This is a genomic window from Thalassotalea agariperforans, assembly GCF_053470345.1.
On the sequence record NZ_JBQMWH010000013.1, the window covers coordinates 1 to 17507 of the forward strand.

General features: G+C 39.0%; 14 protein-coding genes. 9 read left to right on the forward strand and 5 right to left on the reverse strand.

All coding sequences use genetic code 11. The features are described 5' to 3' along the window. Positions 1 to 433: 433 nt before the first annotated feature. Positions 434 to 1393, reverse strand: coding sequence for a helix-turn-helix transcriptional regulator (locus ACSLUO_RS14455; protein WP_448249507.1), 960 nt, complete (start codon positions 1391 to 1393; stop codon positions 434 to 436). Between the two features lie 151 nt (positions 1394 to 1544). Here ACSLUO_RS14455 and ACSLUO_RS14460 point away from each other — a divergent pair, with 151 nt between their 5' ends. The 8 genes from ACSLUO_RS14460 to ACSLUO_RS14495 all read left to right on the forward strand — a co-directional run bounded on the left by ACSLUO_RS14460 (position 1545) and on the right by ACSLUO_RS14495 (position 8133). Then, entirely contained in the window at positions 1545 to 2165 is a 621-nt protein-coding gene (locus ACSLUO_RS14460) for a glutathione S-transferase family protein (RefSeq protein ID WP_448249508.1), read from the forward strand. A gap of 14 nt (positions 2166 to 2179) precedes the next feature. Then, positions 2180 to 2734: a dihydrofolate reductase family protein gene (locus tag ACSLUO_RS14465; RefSeq protein ID WP_448249510.1), complete on the forward strand. Its 555-nt coding sequence runs from the start codon at positions 2180 to 2182 to the stop codon at positions 2732 to 2734. Positions 2735 to 2848: 114 nt separating this feature from the next. Further along, on the forward strand, positions 2849 to 3400 hold the full coding sequence (locus ACSLUO_RS14470; RefSeq protein WP_448249511.1) for a YdeI/OmpD-associated family protein: 552 nt from the start codon (positions 2849 to 2851) through the stop codon (positions 3398 to 3400). Positions 3401 to 3655: 255 nt separating this feature from the next. Further along, entirely contained in the window at positions 3656 to 5044 is a 1389-nt protein-coding gene (locus tag ACSLUO_RS14475; protein ID WP_448249513.1) for an MATE family efflux transporter, read from the forward strand. Between the two features lie 114 nt (positions 5045 to 5158). Beyond that, positions 5159 to 6403: an RNA polymerase sigma factor gene (locus ACSLUO_RS14480; RefSeq protein ID WP_448249515.1), complete on the forward strand. Its 1245-nt coding sequence runs from the start codon at positions 5159 to 5161 to the stop codon at positions 6401 to 6403. A gap of 122 nt (positions 6404 to 6525) precedes the next feature. After that, complete coding sequence (locus ACSLUO_RS14485) at positions 6526 to 6915, forward strand: YciI family protein (RefSeq protein WP_448249517.1); 390 nt, start codon at positions 6526 to 6528, stop codon at positions 6913 to 6915. Between the two features lie 17 nt (positions 6916 to 6932). Continuing rightward, positions 6933 to 7778, forward strand: a complete 846-nt coding sequence (locus tag ACSLUO_RS14490; RefSeq protein ID WP_448249519.1) for a YciI family protein — start codon at positions 6933 to 6935, stop codon at positions 7776 to 7778. Positions 7779 to 7791: 13 nt separating this feature from the next. Beyond that, entirely contained in the window at positions 7792 to 8133 is a 342-nt protein-coding gene (locus ACSLUO_RS14495) for a YciI family protein (RefSeq protein ID WP_448249521.1), read from the forward strand. 126 nt (positions 8134 to 8259) lie between these two features. Here the strand turns inward: ACSLUO_RS14495 and glmS are convergent, their stop codons facing one another. The 4 genes from glmS to glmU all read right to left on the reverse strand — a co-directional run bounded on the left by glmS (position 8260) and on the right by glmU (position 14386). Then, complete coding sequence (gene glmS / locus ACSLUO_RS14500) at positions 8260 to 10092, reverse strand: glutamine--fructose-6-phosphate transaminase (isomerizing) (RefSeq protein ID WP_448249522.1); 1833 nt, start codon at positions 10090 to 10092, stop codon at positions 8260 to 8262. Positions 10093 to 10107: 15 nt separating this feature from the next. Further along, entirely contained in the window at positions 10108 to 10878 is a 771-nt protein-coding gene (locus tag ACSLUO_RS14505; RefSeq protein ID WP_448249524.1) for a DeoR/GlpR family DNA-binding transcription regulator, read from the reverse strand. A gap of 147 nt (positions 10879 to 11025) precedes the next feature. Further along, positions 11026 to 12936 (reverse strand): alpha/beta hydrolase family protein, encoded by a 1911-nt coding sequence (locus ACSLUO_RS14510; RefSeq protein WP_448249525.1) that lies wholly within the window; start codon positions 12934 to 12936, stop codon positions 11026 to 11028. A gap of 79 nt (positions 12937 to 13015) precedes the next feature. After that, positions 13016 to 14386 (reverse strand): bifunctional UDP-N-acetylglucosamine diphosphorylase/glucosamine-1-phosphate N-acetyltransferase GlmU, encoded by a 1371-nt coding sequence (gene glmU / locus ACSLUO_RS14515; protein ID WP_448249526.1) that lies wholly within the window; start codon positions 14384 to 14386, stop codon positions 13016 to 13018. A 326-nt stretch (positions 14387 to 14712) separates the two neighbouring features. On the opposite strand from glmU, the gene ACSLUO_RS14520 reads away from it, so the two are divergent. Continuing rightward, entirely contained in the window at positions 14713 to 17490 is a 2778-nt protein-coding gene (locus ACSLUO_RS14520; protein WP_448249527.1) for a carbohydrate-binding protein, read from the forward strand. Positions 17491 to 17507 lie beyond the last annotated feature (17 nt).

Sequence of the window (17507 nt, forward strand, 5' to 3'; positions counted from 1 at the left end):
ACTCAGCTATTTCAAATTACCTCCAAGGCGAGAAGAAAGGAAGTATCGCAGGTGGATTAAACCAAAACAATCGAAGTACCCAAGTAACAAAAATAAAAATGCCAGTCAGCTTAACTGACTGGCATTAGCTACAGGTAGGGTGTTGAATGTTAAAAGTGATTATTTATAACTCAGTAAGTTGAAAGGCAAAACCTTAATTTTTGCGATCATAAAATTACCACTAGTGATATCTTCTAAAGATAGTCTTTGCATATCCTAGTTAAATTAGCTAATTGGGTCTAAACGATTGAAATATAATCCTTATAAATGACTAATAAATCGATTTTATAGCAAATAAAACAGGCTTTGACTGAAGCACTTAGTAATCAGTATAGGGCTGACCTTCACCTACAAATTTACGCTACAAATAAAAGCACTATTTTTGTAAGCCAATTTAAATAGCCAAAATTAATTTTTGGATATGTTCGTTGAGTGCTGTTTTTAACTCATCAGGTGACTTAATAACAAACTTAAATGGCAACCTGGCTAACCATAAAATAAACCACTGAAAGTCATCTGTGCTAGTGGTGAGTAATACACCATCGCCATCTTGTACAAATAGGTCTTCTAAATCTTCTATGTTAGAGGTAGCTGTACTCATATAGGCCATGACTGAATTAAAATCGGCATGGAACAATACGCTTACAGCATAGCGCCGCTGCGCTTTATAAAGGCTTTGTTGTAGGTGCCGAGCCGCATCAAAATCATTCGGTGGTTCGAAATGTTCATCTGTACAAGTAATATCTGATAGCCTGTCTAACCTAAAAGAGCGAAGATCTTCGCGCAAATGACAAAAGCCTCCTACGTACCATTTCCCTGCCCTAAACACTAACCCGTATGGATCAAATCTACGTGGCATAGTTTCACCTTGGGGAGATTGGTAAACCATATTAATACCCAAACGAGATTGAACGGCGTGAGTTAATGTAACAAGGTGTTGATGCCCAGATGATTGCTGTGAAGGAATTAACTGAACACTGTTATTAATTGTTTGGATCTGGTTTTTTAGATGATCAGGAATAACCCGCTGCAGTTTTGCCTGTACGCTTTCTACGGCCACATTATCATCTAAAAAATTTTGTTCACGTACCGCTAAAAGCGCCAGCATTATCACTTGCACTTCAGCCTCGGTGAACATGAGTGGTGGCAATTTAAAGCCAGGTATTAAACGGTAGCCGCCATAACGCCCTTGCTCTGTCATAATGGGAATTCCCATATCTTCTAACACTGAGATATAACGTCTGACTGTACGTCGGTCGACACCTAAACGTTCGGCAATATCAGCACCAGAAAGCAGACCTTTAGCCTGAAGTAACTCTAATAGGGTTAATACTCGAGTGGTCGGCCTGATCATTATCTTACCTTTTATGAAAAAAATTTATGATGACTTATTAATAGGGCGAGTTCTATCCTATTTAAGAAATAAGATAGCGTTATTGCAATAGTTAGCAAGTACATATCACAACTTATAGTAGTGATTACATTAGAAATTAAGGAGAAGTTTTATGAGTGCTATGATGTTTTATACTAACCCACAATCTCGAGGCCGTGTGGTTCGTTGGATGTTAGAAGAAGTTGGCCAGCCTTATGATGAAAAAGTCATGACCTTCGGGGCTGATATCAAATCACCCAGTTATTTAAACATTAACCCTATGGGTAAAGTGCCAGCTTTAGTTCACAATAATACTGTAGTAACTGAAGTGGTTGCCATTTGCAGTTATCTTGCGGAGCAATTTCCTGAGGCGGGCCTTGCGCCAGCAATTACTAGCCCTGAACGAGCTAGTTACCATCGTTGGCTGTTTTTTGTCGCTGGCCCTTTAGAGATGGCCTTAACAATTAAGGCCAATAATTGGCAAATAACCCCAAAAAGCGCGGTCTCTATTGGCTGCGGTCAAGTTCAAGACACACTGAATGTTGTGGAACAAACACTTACTCAACAACCTTATTTATGTGGTGAACAATTCACGACGGCTGATCTTGTGATGGCAAGTTATATTGGCTTTCATACTATGCTGAATATCCTTGAGCCAAACCCTGTGTTTAGCCAATACGTAGAACGTTGTCAAAGCCGTGAAGCAGCTAAACGCGCTGAAGCTTTAGATAATGCCTTGCTTGAAAATAACTAATAAAGGAGATAATTGTGAAAACGCAATATTACACAGCAACTAGTCTTGACGGCTTTTTAGCAACAGAAGACGACTCTCTTGATTGGCTGTTTCCTTTAGGTGACATAAATCAGTCAAGCTACCCAGAATTTATTATAAAAGTGGGTGCAGTAGCAATGGGCTCAGCCACATATGAATGGATGGTAAAGCATGCTGAGCAAGTGGCTCAAGAAACAGGCTCTCCTTGGCCTTATGCTCAACCCACTTGGGTATTCACCAGCCGCAAGCTTCCTATCATTGAAAATGCAGATATTCAGTTTGTAAACACTGACGTAAAACAAATTCACAAGGACATGCAAATAGCCGCTAAAGGAAACAATATTTGGATCTTGGGTGGTGGTGATCTTGCGGGACAATTTTTCGATGCGGGTTTATTAGATGAAATAATTGTTCAAGTAGGCTCTGCAACCCTTGGTTCCGGTAAGCCACTTTTTCCGCGCCGAGTTTTAAGCCCTAGATTAGAACTGCAATCTTGCCAAAAAATGGGCATTGGTATGGTTGAGTTACGCTATAAAGTAAATAAAAGTTAACAAGGCGCACTTGTCATTAATGTTAAAGTTACAGGCAAACTATATTGAGCGATTGGTATAAAAAGGGTAAATTTTTTAGTTTCTGATATGCGCGAATAAACTTGAGAAATATTTATGACAATAACAGATAACAAATCAACATTTTCAAGCAAATTGCTTAAACCAATTGATGATAATAATGGCTTGGCGTTTGTGTTTTTGCCCCATGACGTTAGTGATAAATTACCACGACGAGGTAGAACATCAGTTGATGTTACTTTAAACGATATTAATTTCTGCGTTCAACTCGAACCCGATGGTCAAAAAAGTCACTGGTTAAGAATCGACAAAAACATTCTGGATTTAGCAAAATTAACCTATGGTGATATTGGTCAGTTTGAAATTAGTGCAGTAGCACAAGAGCCAGAACCCATTTTGCCGGCTGACTTTGACGAAGCGCTAAAGTTATCAGCCACGGCGCAAGACACTTGGTTAAAAACCACTACGCTAGCTCGAGTAGATTGGATACATTGGATAACCACTGCTAAACAAGCTAAAACGCGCAGTAAAAGAATTCAGGATGCGATAGATATGCTCGATTCTGGCAAAAAACGAGTGTGCTGTTTTGACCCTTCAGGGTTTTACAGTAAAGCATTATCGGCTCCGTCACCTGACGAAAATATCTAAGAACACCAAATAAAAATACATTTGCTACCATAATCACAAAAAATTATGAGGGCTTTGATGTTGATTCAAAGTTGAATCGAGGAGGTTTATTGCGACTTACATATGGAAGTAGAAAATAAAATATTTTGAAATGTCGAATTAAGGTTTTCTGATCGACTACTCATGTGAAGTATCTGCCTCACTTGAGTAATAGAATACTCAATCAATTTTATACCAGTTGAAGCTCCCTGCGGGACAATGAAATAAGGTTAAATAATGCAAGGACAAAATCTAACAAGTGGCCATATTCCAAAGCAGTTATGGTCTTTGGCGTGGCCTATGATGCTCTCAATGTTTTTTCATTCACTCTACAATTTAGTGGATGCATTTTGGGTGGCAAAAATTTCGGCTTCTGCCATTGCTGCTGTGTCTATTGCACAAATTATTTTGTTTATTACGATCAGTTTAGCCATGGGGATTTCAGTGGGTACTTCGGTATTGGTTGGTCAGAATATTGGTGCCAAAAAAATAGCCCTTGCTGAACGGGTGTTGGGACAAGGTTTTCTGTTAACTATTATTGCCGCGCTACTTTTCACTTTAGTTACGCTTAGTTTTAGCGAGCAGTTGCTTGTTATTTCAGGCGCTGTTGGCGATATATTACCGTTAGCTACGCCTTATTTTATCGTGATCATTGCAGGTTCAATACTGACATTTTTGATGATGATGATTTCGATTTCTTATAATGCTCAGGGTGATAATTTTACTATGACTAAACTCTTCGCCCTTTCTACCGTGATCAATATGCTACTTGATCCCATTTTTATTTTTGGTTATGCCGGTTTTCCTGCACTGGGTATTGCAGGTGCGGCCTATGCTACCTTGATATCGCAAGCCGTTTTTATCGTGTTAGCCTTAAGGTTGCTAATGAAGCCCTCTATGATGGTGCCCCTACATTTAAAGTATTTACGGTTAAATTGGCTATCAGTAAAAAAAGTGATCGATATTGGATTGCCCGCTTCACTTAACCAAGTACTTAATCCACTCGGTTTTTCAGCGCTAATGTTTATTGTCTCGGCAACCTTTTTAGAAGCCGGTGCTGCGGCATTTTCTATCGGTTTTAGAATAGAATTTTTTGCCTTTATTCCTGCAATTGGCTTTGGGTTTGCGGCAATGTCTATGATTGGTCAAAACATAGGTGCTGGTAATCACGATAGAGTTAGCGCGGTTTTAAATATATCTGTCCGTTATGGCTCAGGCTCTGCGTTAATCTTTAGTTTGCTGGTTTTTATTTTTGCCCCTTATATTGTGGCTATCTTTACCACGGATCCTCTGGTGTCTGAATATGCCTTACAATATTTTCGTATCGTGCCTTTGGGGTATATCTTTTTTGCCGTTGCTTTTATTGAAGCCAGTATTTTTCAAGGAATAGGAAGATCATGGCCAGGCTTTTGGATCACTTTGGCAAGAATTGGTATTTCACTGGTGATTAGTTTTATTACCATTAACTTATTGTCATTAGAGCTGTGGACCGTTTGGCTATCTATTGTAATCGGTAGCGTGATTGCCTCGTTATTTGGTTTATTATGGCTTAAACGTGCATTGGCATCAGCCCAACAACAAGAAACAGCAAATGAAAGTTTGCAAGTAGAGGAAGTTATACCTTAATGGGTATAGGTCATGGCCATGCAAATGCATTAGTGGCTCATTTTCGAAAGCAATAACTCGGTATATTCGCTTTAGCCTAATTTATTAGAATTAACCTAACTAAAAGACATTTCAATGCCAAAAGCTGAGCCGCATAATCAACATTTAGCTCAACTCTATCAAGAGCAATCAGCAAAAGTATTAGCGACTTTGGTGCGCTTATTAGGTGATTTCGACCTTGCTGAAGAAGCGATGCATGAAGCATTTTCTGTGGCATTACAGGCATGGAAAGAAAATGGCATTCCGGCAAACCCGACCGCTTGGTTGATTTCTACAGGACGCTTTAAAGCCATTGACAGTTTACGTAGAAAAAAACGCCTTGCTGAGTTAGAGCCAGACATTCAACAGTTAATTACCGATCTTGAAGAGCATAATAAACAAGTCAATCAACAAGAAATTGAAGATGATCAACTGCGCATGATTTTCACTTGTTGCCACCCTGCGATTGATATTCAAGTGCAAATCCCACTCACCTTGCGAGAAGTTTGTGGATTAACCACGGAAGAAATTGCCAGCGCCTACCTGGTTACGCCGGCGACTATGGCACAGCGAATTGTACGTGGCAAAAATAAAATAAAACGCACAAACATCCCTTTTGTGATCCCACAAGCCGCTGATTTACCCGATAGAATTGATGCTGTGTTAACCGTTATCTATTTAATTTTCAATGAAGGGTATGCCGCTTCAAGTGGTCATTTACTGTGCAAAGTCAATTTATCGAATGAAGCCATCAGGCTTTGCCGTCTTGTTTTATCATTGCTGCCCGACTCAGAAGTGATGGGCTTGTTGGCGTTGATGTTATTACATGAATCAAGACGCGAAGCTCGAGTCGATACACAGGGAAACATTGTACTACTTGCAGAACAAAATCGAGCTTTATGGCGACCAGACTTAATCGCCGAAGGTATAGCACTGGTGCAACAAGCGCTTGCCACCCAAAATATTGGCACTTATACAATACAAGCCGCTATTGCCTCAATACACGCACAATCAACCACCTCTACCGACTGGCAACAAATCATTGAACTTTACGACCTGCTAATGAAGGTAGATCCTTCTCCTGTTGTCGAACTTAACCGCGCAGTTGCCGTTGCCATGCACAGCGGTCCGCAAGCCGGTTTAAAGATTATCGAAGAGATATCAGCACATGGAGAGTTAGATAATTATCATAAATTATACTCTACGCAAGGTGAGCTTTTAGCACGTATTGGTGAGCTACCTGCAGCAATCAAGGCATTTGAAATGGCCTTATCCATAGTCAAGCAAGCCCCTGAAAAACGTTACTTGCAACAAAAACTGACCCAACTAAAAAAGCAATAAACGACAAAATTTAATTGTTTTAAAATATTTTCTGCTTTTGTCGATTTCACTGACCCTCATTCGATTACTTAATACCAAGCACAATAACGTAAAGCTAAAGTTAAGCCGATTAAGGAGTATTTATGAAATTTGTTTGCCTTGGATATTTTGATGAAGTGAAATGGAATGCATTACCTGAGTCAGAGCAGACTAAACTAATGGAAGAGTGTTTTGCCTACGATGATGAATTACGTCGAGGTAAACATTTTTTAGGGGGAGAAGCCTTAGGTTCAGCCGCTAACGCTGTAACATTAAGAATTAAAAGTGGTGATGTTGATGTGATGGATGGGCCTTTTACAGAAACCAAAGAGGTATTGGGTGGTATTTTGTTTCTTGAGGCTAAGGATCTTAATCATGCCATTAGCTTAATGGCAAAACACCCGGGCGTTAAAATGGGGCCGTTTGAAATTCGTTGTGCAGATGAAACCATTAATCAACAAATCATCGCACGCAACAACAAGTTCAATAATTAGTTTATAAGGAAAATATTATGAAAGTCATGGTAATGATTAAAGCAACAAACAGTTCTGAACAAGGCGAACTACCCAGTGCTGAATTATTGACTGCTATGGGTAACTATAACCAAGAGCTGGTAAATGCAGGCATTGTGGAATCGGGAGATGGCCTAAAACCAAGTAGTGAAGGTTTTAGAGTACGTTTTAGTGGCGAAAAACGAGACCTTACCCAAGGCCCCTTTACCGAAACCAACGAGCTTATTGCCGGTTATTGGATATGGAATGTCAGTTCAATGGAAGAAGCACTAGCCTGGGTGAAAAAGTGTCCTAACCCAATGACGACAGATTCTGAAATTGAAGTACGGCCATTCTACACCATGGACGATTTTGCAGAAGTGAGTAGTAGTGAAGAAGTTTTAGCACAAGAAGAAAAAATGAGACAACAGCTAGCTTCATCAAAAACTCAGGTTAATAACTATTTATTTTTCTCTGGAAATTGTGAAAAAGCGCTGAATTTTTATCAACAAGCGCTAGGGGTTGACATTCATTTTTTAATGCGCTTTAGTGAAAGCCCAGAACCTTTACCAGATGATTTATCGGGCGCTGAGTATAAAAATAAAATCATGCATGGAGAATTCTCTATCGGTAAAACTAAATTTTTAGCCTCTGATGGTTGTGGTGATGGTACGCAAATGAGCGGTTTTAGTTTAGCCTTAACTCTAGAAACCGCTGAGGAAGCCAATGCAATTTTTGCTGCTTTAGCTAAAGAAGGTAAAGTAAACATGCCCTTAGCAGAAACATTTTGGTCACCACTCTACGGCCAAGTGACCGACAAATTTGGTGTTGATTGGATGGTCATGTTGCCTGGAAATGAAGCTTAATTAAGGAATTATTATGCAATATATGCTGTTAATTTATAGTGATGAAAATTGCTGGACCGAAGAAGAAAGAGAAGCTTGCTATAAAAAATCAATGGCAATCAGTGAAGCATTAACGGCACAGGGAAAGTTGATTTCTTCTGCCCCATTACACCCCATTACTAGCGCCACCAGTTTACGGGTGAGAAATGGTAAGCAACAAATCACAGATGGCCCCTTTGCCGAAACCACAGAGCAATTAGGTGGTTACTATATTGTTGATGTGGATAATTTAGACCAAGCCCTTGAGATAGCAGCAAGTTTACCACCTGCTAAAAAAGGCACGGTAGAAGTAAGACCCATTATGCAGTTGAATTAAGCTTGAGCATAAAACTAAGCCGACATAATTGTCGGCTTTCACTTTCCTATAACAGGAGCAAACTATATTGTTATGAGTGATACTTTATTGTTAACCCGACAACAAATATAAATTCAAAGATTAGAGTTATTCAACCGTAACTGATTTAGCTAAGTTACGCGGTTGGTCAACATCAGTACCTTTAATAATTGCAACATAGTATGAAAGTAGCTGTAACGGTAAGGTGTAAACAATTGGCGCGATAATGTCGTCGCAGTGTGGTACGTTGATCACTTTCATGGTTTCGTCACTTTCAAAGTGAGCATCGACATCAGCAAATACATACATTAAACCACCACGAGCTCTTACTTCTTCAACATTCGATTTAAGTTTTTCGATAAGGTCATTCTTAGGTGCCACCACAATTACCGGCATTTCAGCGTCAATAAGCGCTAATGGGCCATGTTTAAGTTCACCTGCGGCATAAGCTTCTGCATGAATGTATGAAATTTCTTTAAGCTTTAACGCCCCTTCCATGGCAATTGGGTATTGATCACCACGGCCTAAGAATAACGAATGATGTTTGTCGGCAAAATCTTCGGCTAAGTCTTCAATTGAACCGGCTAACGCTAATACTTCCTCTAACTTATTAGGTAAGGTCATTAACGATTTAATAATACCGCTTTCAACTTCTGAGCTAATGCCGTGCTGCTCGCCAATCGCTAACGTTAACATTAACAAGCCAACTAATTGGGTAGTAAAGGCTTTAGTTGATGCCACACCAATTTCAGCCCCTGCTTTGGTCATAAAGGCAAGGTCTGACTCACGTACTAATGATGAACCCGGTACGTTACAAATGGCTAAACTAGCGCTATAACCTAGCTCTTTTGCTAAACGTAAAGCTGCTAAGGTATCGGCCGTTTCACCTGATTGAGAAATAGTAACGATTAAGGCATTTTTTGGCACATGCGATTTACGATATCTAAACTCGCTGGCAATTTCGATATTACATGAAACCCCAGATAAAGCTTCTAACCAATAACGCGCTACCATGCCTGAGTGATAACTAGTACCACAAGCAATAATTTGCACGTGTTCAATGTTTTTGAAGATCTCTTGTGCACCGTTACCAAAGCTGTCGATGTTTAATTTGTTATTAACAATACGGCCTTCAAGCGTGTTACGAATTGCAGTTGGCTGCTCGTAGGTTTCTTTTAACATAAAGTGACGGAATTCACCTTTGTCGCCAGCATCATGGCTGACTTCAGATTCTTTTGCTTCACGTACCACAGGGTTACCGTTAGCATCAAAAATATTGACTTGATGACGAGTAACTTCAGCAACATCACCTTCTTCTAAGAAAGAAAATTTACGAGTTACCGGTAATAAGGCCATTAAGTCTGACGCGATAAAGTTTTCACCTAAGCCATAACCAATCACTAATGGGCTACCTGAGCGGGCAACGATCATTTTTTCAGGGGTGTTTTTATCGGTAATAACTGTACCGTAGGCACCTTCTAACTGCTTAACCGTGGTTTGTACTGCCGCTAATAAACTGTCGTGCGATTTCATTTCGTGATGCACTAAATGGGCAATAACTTCGGTGTCGGTTTCTGAGGTGAAAACATAGCCTAAACCTTGTAGTTTAGTGCGTAGTTCGTCGTGGTTTTCAATAATACCGTTATGAACTATCGCGATATTGTCACTTGATACATGTGGGTGAGCATTAATTTCACTTGGTGCACCATGGGTTGCCCAACGAGTATGGGCAATACCTGTTCCACCAGCCAATGGATTAGCGGCAACAGCATCAGCTAATTCTTGTACTTTACCTAAACGACGAACACGCTGTAATTGTTTATCTGAATTGATAATAGCCACGCCAGCTGAGTCATAACCACGGTATTCTAAGCGCTTTAAACCTTCTACTAAAATATCGACTACGTCACGTTGTGCTACTGCACCTACAATGCCACACATATTATTGTCCTTTAATTAGTTTGAGCTGGGCGCACATATCACATTAACGCCCTTTGCTATTAATTGTTGTTTTACCGAATCAGGCAAGCCGTCATCAGTAATTAGGGTATTTATTTGTTGCCAAGTTAATTCAACATTAGGAATTTTTCGGCCTATTTTTTCAGACTCAACCAAGACAATAACTTCGCGCGTAACTTCTGCCATGACACGACTTAAGCCGATAAGTTCGTTGAAGGTAGTTGTGCCACGGTCAATATCGATGCCGTCGGCACCAATAAAAAGCTGGTCAAAATCATAACTGCGTAATACTTGCTCTGCAACTTGTCCTTGAAAAGACTCAGAGGTTGGATCCCAAGTGCCACCGGTCATCAATATGGTTGGTTCGTTTTCTAAGGCATTTAACTGATTAGCAATGTGTAATGAATTAGTCATCACTACTAAGCCGGGTTTGTTTTCTACATGCGGCACAATCGCTGATGTTGTTCTGCCACTATCAATAATAATGCGATAGTGATCTTTAATATGCGATGCCGCTAATAACGCAATTGCTTTTTTACGTTTTGATAAACTGGCTGATTTGGTTTCAGTAATTTCTTGCGGTAATGGAATAGCACCACCGTAACGCCTTAATAACAAGCCGCTTTTTTCTAGCGCTGCTAAGTCTTTTCTTATGGTTACTTCTGATGTTTCAAAACGCTTTGCAAGTTGGTCAACACTCACTTCACCTTGCTCATTCAGCTCAGTAATAATGATATGACGGCGTTGTTGGGTATTACGTTTTGACAAAATTGTTTAGACCTTAAGTTTCGAATCGAAAGTAATTTATAGAAAAACATAACAAAAGTAAACTAAAACGAAATTTATTATCAAATTTAACGTATAAAAAAAGAGCAAACTCAGTTGCTCTTTTGTTGACGAAATCATCATTTTTACTTAATTAACGGGTAAAAACGTATTTAGGAACTTATCCATTGCTCCGAAGGTTTGAAGTCTATGCTCGTTATTACTGAGGTAATGATCAGCCTTTTCAATTTCTAAATATTCTACTTGTTTATCTTCGTCTTCAAGTTCATCAAACATATCTTCACTTTGTTCAACACGTACTACGCGGTCTTTTGTACCATGAATCAATAATACCGGCGCTTTAATTTTATCGGCATGCTTTTGTGGTGAAACGTCCCACAATTTAGAAAAATCATCTCCAATTTGTTTTTTCACAATATCATAATTGGTATAAGAGCGATGAGCTTTAACTAAAGCTTCCACATCAGTAACGCCAGCAAAACTAACCACACATTGATACAACTCAGGAGTTTTTATCGCGCCCATTAACGCAGCATAACCACCATAACTAGCGCCAATAATACAAATTTTATCTTTATTGGCTATACCTTCTTTAATTAACCAACGCGTACCATCTTCAACATCGTCTTGCATCGCTTGTCCCCAAGCTGCTAAGCCTTGCTGCATAAAATTAAAACCATAACCAGATGAACCACGAAAATTCATTTGTAATACCGCATAACCTTTATTGGCAAAAAATTGAGTCCAATAATCAAAGCCACCATCGTCGTAACTAATTGGCCCACCATGCGGGAAAATAATGGTTGGTAAGTTTTCTTTTTTATTACCTTGCGGGTACGTTAAAAATCCCTCAATTTTTAAGCCATCTCTGGCTAAATACGATATTTTTTCTTTTTTGGCGAGTAATTCTGGTGCTAATTTTTGATATTTATAAGCAAATAGCTCTAACGTTTTATTTTTTCTATCTCCAATCAAATACATGCCTGGTTCATTATCACTACTAGCAAATAAAATATAGTTATTGCCGTCTTTGCTTTTATCTAATAATAAATTATCGGTATCTGGTAAAGCTTTATCAATAGCTTTAATAAAGGCTTTATATTTAGCATCCCAATAATGATAACCAATACCTACATATTCTCGCGTTTCTTTTGAGCGACGTAAGCCACCAGAAACATCTCTTTCTTGGTGATAAAATACTAATTCTTTTTCTAATTTAGGATCGGTTAAGTCAACTTTAAAAATGGCATCTTTCCCTTCATAAAGGGTTTCTACGTAAAGTACGTTATTGTCTTTACCAAAACCACGCGGCCAAATTTGTTCTTTACTAAACGCCTCAAACTGCCATAATTTTTTTAGATTTCCATCTTCAAGTAATTCGTAAACGGTATACGTTGTTTCGTCTAAGTCAAGGCCTATTCTGACCTGATGTTCAGCATCGGTAACCCAATGGATGATTTTCCTTTTGGGTCTTCGAATGATTTTGGTTTTGCCTTTTTTAGTAATCGCCACTTTTACCACCGAATGACCAACGCCATCATTAAAGCCACTAAGCGACATTAAAATATGATCATCATCTTCAGGCAAGATATCGACAATAGTACTAAGAATATTTGAGACATAAGTCATTTTATTGAAAAATGAGCGAGATAACACACCATCCATCTTGCCAGTATGGATATCAACTTTTAGTAACCGTGTTTCAGTTGTTGGCGTGCCGTAACGAGCCGCAGGAAATTTAGCTTTTACTAATAACACATCATTATTACCCCATAAAATATCGGTAATGACATATTTTTCATTTTCAGAAAAGGCTAATTGTTTTGTTTCACCGGTTACTGAATTGTATAAAACAACTAAGACCCCTTGCTTTGTTTCAGTATCAACCCTGACAGTATAAGCAATGTGTTTGCCATCTGGCGCAAGCACTACTTCGCTCACATCAGGAATACTGACAATATCTTTGTAATGAAGTTGGTTACTTTTGGCTAGCGAACAAAAAGAGATATAAATAAGGATAAGGAGTGCGAAGTTTTTCATAAAACATCCATTTAATTTATTGGAAGCGTATCCATTTACGCTTCCTTATTATTATAAAAATTTAATATACCTTTAATTTTTATTTTTTAGTAGGTCGCTCCCAACCACTAATATTTCTTTGCTTAGCACGTGCAACTGACAATTCACTATCTGGCACATCTTTAGATATAGTTGAACCTGCACCCGTGGTTGCACCATGCCCAATAGTAACAGGAGCAACTAACGAAGCATTGGAACCAATAAAAGCACCATCACCAATAATGGTTTTTGACTTATTTACCCCGTCGTAGTTACAGGTAATAGTACCAGCACCAATATTAGCGCCTTTACCTACTTCAGTATCCCCTAAATAGGTTAAATGCCCTGCTTTTGAGCCTTCACCTAAAGTGGATTTTTTCATTTCAACAAAGTTACCAATATGCGAATCACGTTTCAGTACCGAGCCTGGGCGAATACGTGCGAACGGTCCAGCAGAAGCTAACTCACCAATAATGGCGTCTTCAACGATAGTATTAGGTTTAATAACCGCACCTTCACCAATCTGGCAATTAATTAAAATACAGTTAGCGCCAATTTTAGCGTTATCTGCAATCGTAACATCACCTTCAAAAATACAATTAACATCAATCACCACTTCTTGACCAACAGTAACATTACCACGAATATCAATGCGGTTTGGATCACGCAAACTAGCACCAGCAATCATTAATTCTTCTGCTTTACGTAGTTGGTAAGCACGCTCCAAATTAGCCAGTTGTACACGGTTATTTGCGCCTTCTACTTCAATTTCAGATTCAGGATGCGCTGTTGCAATTACTTTACCTTCGTTATGACAAGCGGCAATAATATCTGTTAAGTAGTATTCACCTTGGGCATTGTCATTTGAAAGATTAGCTAACCAGCGTTTAAGATCACCACCATTAGCTAATAAAATACCGGTATTACATTCATTCACCGCTAATTGAGCAGGGTTAGCGTCTTTTTGTTCAACAATACCTACAACGGTACCATTATCTCTAATAATGCGACCATAGCCGGTAGGATTTGCTAAATGCACTGTTAACAACGCCATACCATTGTCTGGTTTTGCCGAAATTAAACTTTCAAGTGTTGATACTTTGGTTAGTGGTACATCGCCATATAATACTAAAACGTCTTCGTCATCTTTTAAAAAGGGTGATGCCATATCAACGGCATGGCCAGTACCTAATTGCTCTGCCTGTTCAACAAAAGTTAAATCGTGATCTGTGCTTTCATTACTGAATTTGGCTTTTAAAACATCACCACCAAAGCCATAAACTACATAAATGTTTTCCGCATTTACTTGTCTTGCGGCATCAATTACATGGCCTACCATAGGTTTTTCAGCGACAGGATGAAGTACTTTAGGAAGAGAAGAACGCATACGAGTACCTTTACCCGCAGCAAGAATGACAACTGACAATGACATAAATAAATCCGGTTATTATGATGTTGAACAAATAAAACAATATTGTAACCTTGTTTTTATTCTTGTTCATAGAATTAACAAAATTTTAATAATAAAAAAGGAGCCATAAGGCTTCTTTTACTTAATGTTTATAGCGATATATATAGACAGTTTTACTGTTACATTCCATCTACTATCAATTATCAATAACCCACAAAATATATTGTTTACAATTTTCATTTAACTTTACACAAAGTTTAAAAAGCATACTATTTGTGCTACGTTATTTTTAATGAATTACTTTTGAGTGTTCATAAAAAATAACAATAAATATATCGAGGAACAATATGAATAAAAATATCAAGCTATCACTGCTTAGTATGGGGGTTTTATGCTCTGCTGGTCTAGTGACTAACATTGCTGTTGCAGATACCCTATCTGTTGAAGCAGAGATGTTTAGCAATTCAGGGGGAACATTTGCTGATGGCCAAGCTAATCCAGTTACCATTTACACAGTTAATGGTGAGCAGGCGATTAGTTATGTCAATGCGGGGGACTATGTTGATTACAGCATCAATACCGAAGGGGGCGATTACTCCGTTGAATATCTTGTCGGGACAAGTGTTGCTTCTGGCCCGACAATAGAAATGCTAGTAAAGGAAAATGGTGTTTGGGTAAGTCAAGGTACAGTCGCTGTGCCACAAGGCAGTTGGGATAACTTTCAACCACTTTCACCGTCACATTTAGTAACCTTACCTGCAGGTGCCGCTTCAATTCGCCTTCATGCCATAGGTTCAAATTGGCAATGGAACTTAGAGTCTTTTTCCTTAACACAATTAACACCACTACCTGGCGCTCCCGTAGCTGATGTAGTGGTAGAGTTAGAAAACTTTATTAATACTGATAAAGACGGCAATGCTATTGCTGGTGATTCTGTGGTGGGTTTTGGCACCACTAACAATGGCATTAACTTTAATACCCTTGGTGATTACGCTGACTATCATGTCAATTTTGCTAGCCCAGGTACCTATAATGTATCCATTGCTGCTGGTTCAACGGTTCAAGGGCAAATAGGCGCAGAAATTTTACTGAATGGTAATACCGTTGCTTCAAATTATCTGTCAGCAACAGCAGGTTGGGATGATTACCAAGATTTTGCGCTGACTGGTGATGTAATAATTGCTAATGCTGGGACTCATACCATAAGAGTAAAAAGCTACGGTAGTGCAAATTGGCAATGGAATGGTGACTCTATTACCTTCACTCATATTTCGGATGACACCAACGGCGGCAGCAACCAAGCAATGCATCTAGAACCACCTTATGCGATACCAGAGAGCCGTAAAATTAAAAAATCTTCTGTATGGTACACCTACCCACAAAACTCTAATTTAGCTGGCTTTAGTGACTTTGGTGCTACCGGCGCTTTCTGGGGACACATGCCAGAAGAAGATCTATACGATAGTGGCGTGCTTTCTAACTGGGTTAACCAAGTACAAGGGTATCGCAATCAAGGTTTAGACTATGTTGGTCGTGGTGAATTTGATTGGGGTTTCAGATGGTTTATTGAATATGTTGGCGACCCTACATCACACTGGGCACGAACGTTAGACGATGATCCCATTTTAATGTCTTTTATGGGATACCATGAACACAATGGTTATCCGAACGGCTGGTTAAGTAACCATAGCCCCACCTTTGTTGATTTTTTTAAGTCTCAAGTTGATGCCTTATTAAGCGCTAACGTTTCACACATCATGTTTGATTCGCAAACTTCATCAACACGATCTACCGATTTAGGCCAATTTGGTGGCGATTTCTCTACTTGGTCAATGGATGCTTTTCGTGAATATATGCGAGAAAAATACACTACCGCCGAGTTAAACACCAAAGGCATAACTAATATCAATGCGTTTAATTATCGAAACTTTTTAAGAAGTCGAGGCTACACCCATGCTTCTTATATGGCTGCTGCCAATAAAATCACTAGTGGCATACCATTGTTTGATGATTTTATTTATTTTAATCGTGCTGTGCTAAATGAAAAAATGGCGGAAGTACTGGATTATATCCGCTCAATTGATGCTGATATTGAAATTGGCGCGACCACCGCTTTAACCGAAGCACGTGGCTATATTTTTGATAAAGACCTAACTTTCTTAGCCGGTGAATTAGCCATGGGTTCAGCGGTTGCTGACGAAATGCCAATACCAATTATTTCACACTTAAAAAGTGCTGAAGCCGTTGATAAAACGCTCGTTTATTTTCCTTATCCTTGGAACTTTAAAGACCTCTATGAACGTAATTCGCCTCAAATGGCACGAACTTGGATTGCTCAATCGTATGCTATGGGAGCAATATTCTCAATCCCTGCCAACGTTTGGATCGGTGATGCTGGCGTTTGGTCACCTGGCGCTGATAATTATCGCGATCTCTATCAATTTGCCAGCGACAATAGTGCATTACTTGATGGCTATGATGCCTTTTCTAAGGTTGGGTTAGTTTCACCTATGATGGCTTCACTTGATACCACATGGATTGATGGTAGCAATCGTTTACAAACGAGTATCCGTTACCTTATTGAAAATAACTTAAACTTTGATTTATTAATTTTTGGTGACCCTGGTAAACCCGTAGTTCCTACTCAAGCACAATTATCTGCACTAGATGCGATTATTGTAGATAGTGATCGCAAGTACTTAACCGACGCACAAAATGCCTTGTTAGATGCAAATAATCAGAAAGTATTGGACTTAAACAACAGTGCTGATACCGCCGCCATTAATGCCCTGAAAGCAACAAATATATCAGTGACTATCGGTAATGCCGCTGCTGATGATACTATTACTGCGCTTTCTCGTGTGCATGAAAGCAATAATAACGCGCCTTATGTTATTCAGTTATTAAATCGTCCTGTTAATCCAGCCAATGGTGTAACACCAGTATTAAGTAATATTAAAATTGCTATTCCACAAGGCTATTTTCCTGAAGGAATAACACAAGCAACCGTGCATAAACCTGGCGCCGGCTCGGTAAATGCCAATATTACCTCAAATAACAATGGTGATTATGTTATTACCGTTAATAATTTAGGGGTTTGGGGAATGATTGAATTAGCGCACTAATACCTATCCGTATAAGT

What these genes read in the sequence shown, in the direction of transcription:
- ACSLUO_RS14490 (WP_448249519.1), top strand. Translation starts at nt 6,933, where the DNA reads ATGAAAGTCATGGTAATGATTAAAGCAACAAACAGTTCTGAACAAGGC.
- ACSLUO_RS14460 (WP_448249508.1), top strand. Translation starts at nt 1,545, where the DNA reads ATGAGTGCTATGATGTTTTATACTAACCCACAATCTCGAGGCCGTGTG.
- ACSLUO_RS14510 (WP_448249525.1), bottom strand. Translation starts at nt 12,936, where the DNA reads ATGAAAAACTTCGCACTCCTTATCCTTATTTATATCTCTTTTTGTTCG.
- ACSLUO_RS14495 (WP_448249521.1), top strand. Translation starts at nt 7,792, where the DNA reads ATGCAATATATGCTGTTAATTTATAGTGATGAAAATTGCTGGACCGAA.
- ACSLUO_RS14455 (WP_448249507.1), bottom strand. Translation starts at nt 1,393, where the DNA reads ATGATCAGGCCGACCACTCGAGTATTAACCCTATTAGAGTTACTTCAG.
- ACSLUO_RS14475 (WP_448249513.1), top strand. Translation starts at nt 3,656, where the DNA reads ATGCAAGGACAAAATCTAACAAGTGGCCATATTCCAAAGCAGTTATGG.
- ACSLUO_RS14520 (WP_448249527.1), top strand. Translation starts at nt 14,713, where the DNA reads ATGAATAAAAATATCAAGCTATCACTGCTTAGTATGGGGGTTTTATGC.
- glmU (WP_448249526.1), bottom strand. Translation starts at nt 14,386, where the DNA reads ATGTCATTGTCAGTTGTCATTCTTGCTGCGGGTAAAGGTACTCGTATG.
- ACSLUO_RS14480 (WP_448249515.1), top strand. Translation starts at nt 5,159, where the DNA reads ATGCCAAAAGCTGAGCCGCATAATCAACATTTAGCTCAACTCTATCAA.
- ACSLUO_RS14470 (WP_448249511.1), top strand. Translation starts at nt 2,849, where the DNA reads ATGACAATAACAGATAACAAATCAACATTTTCAAGCAAATTGCTTAAA.
- ACSLUO_RS14485 (WP_448249517.1), top strand. Translation starts at nt 6,526, where the DNA reads ATGAAATTTGTTTGCCTTGGATATTTTGATGAAGTGAAATGGAATGCA.
- glmS (WP_448249522.1), bottom strand. Translation starts at nt 10,092, where the DNA reads ATGTGTGGCATTGTAGGTGCAGTAGCACAACGTGACGTAGTCGATATT.